1 protein-coding gene is annotated in these 851 nt (G+C 66.0%); it reads right to left on the reverse strand.

Going from position 1 to position 851, the window contains the following annotated elements; genetic code table 11:
- Positions 1–851: non-reducing end alpha-L-arabinofuranosidase family hydrolase (locus K7G61_RS35930; protein WP_225851350.1), on the reverse strand; the 851-nt coding region annotated here is incomplete at both ends.

Consider the following 851-nt stretch of genomic DNA (forward strand, 5'->3'; position numbering starts at 1 on the left):
AGGTTGCAGGGGTCGATGGTCATGGTCTGGTCGGGGTTGTTGCGGACCAGGTCGCCGTGGCTGATGTCGTTGGTCCAGGTGGCGCCGCTGTTGGCCTTGCCGGCGAAGGGGTTGCTCTCGCTGGCGGCCTGCGGGGTCCACGAACCGCTGAGGCTGGAGGCGGTGAACGAGCGGAAGTACCGGCCGTTGGCGCCCATCGCCTCGACGATCATGAGGTACTGGTTCTGGTCCTTGACCTTGTAGACCTCCACCGCCTCGAACAGGTTGGCCTGCGAGTCGCTCATGACGGTGGTGTAGGAGGAGCCGAAGCTGCTGGGGAAGTTCCCGATCGGCATGCTGGCCCGGTAGATCTTGCCGTTGTCGCCGGCGAAGAACAGGTACATGTTCGTGCCGTCACCGATCAGGGTCTGGTCGATGGGGCCGGTGCCGGAGCCGGAGATGCTGCCGGTGAACAGGGGCTGCGGCGAGGACCAGCCGTTGGGGTTGGTCGGGTCGCTGGAGGTGCGGTAGATGAACGGCCACTGGCCCCACTGGTAGGCCAGTACCCAGATGTTCTTGGGGGCGAAGTAGAACAGGGTGGGCGCGACGGTGCCGGAGTTCATGCCGGTCTGGGTGGCTGTGGCCATGTCCGACCAGTTCGTGAACGGGGCGAAGCCCATCGAGCCGTAGGACCCGGAGGAGTTCACGGTCGAGCCGTAGACCAGGTGCTTGCCGTTGTAGACGACGTTGGTGAAGTCCTTCAGCGAGACCCAGCCGTTGGCCGGCTGCGCCAGCGGACCGGTCGAGCTCCAGTGGTACGTCGACGGGAGCGAGCACGGACCGCCGGTGCCGCCACCGGTGGTGCCGCTCGT

It is taken from the genome of Streptomyces sp. HPF1205 (genome assembly GCF_020400825.1).
GTDB lineage: Bacteria > Actinomycetota > Actinomycetes > Streptomycetales > Streptomycetaceae > Actinacidiphila.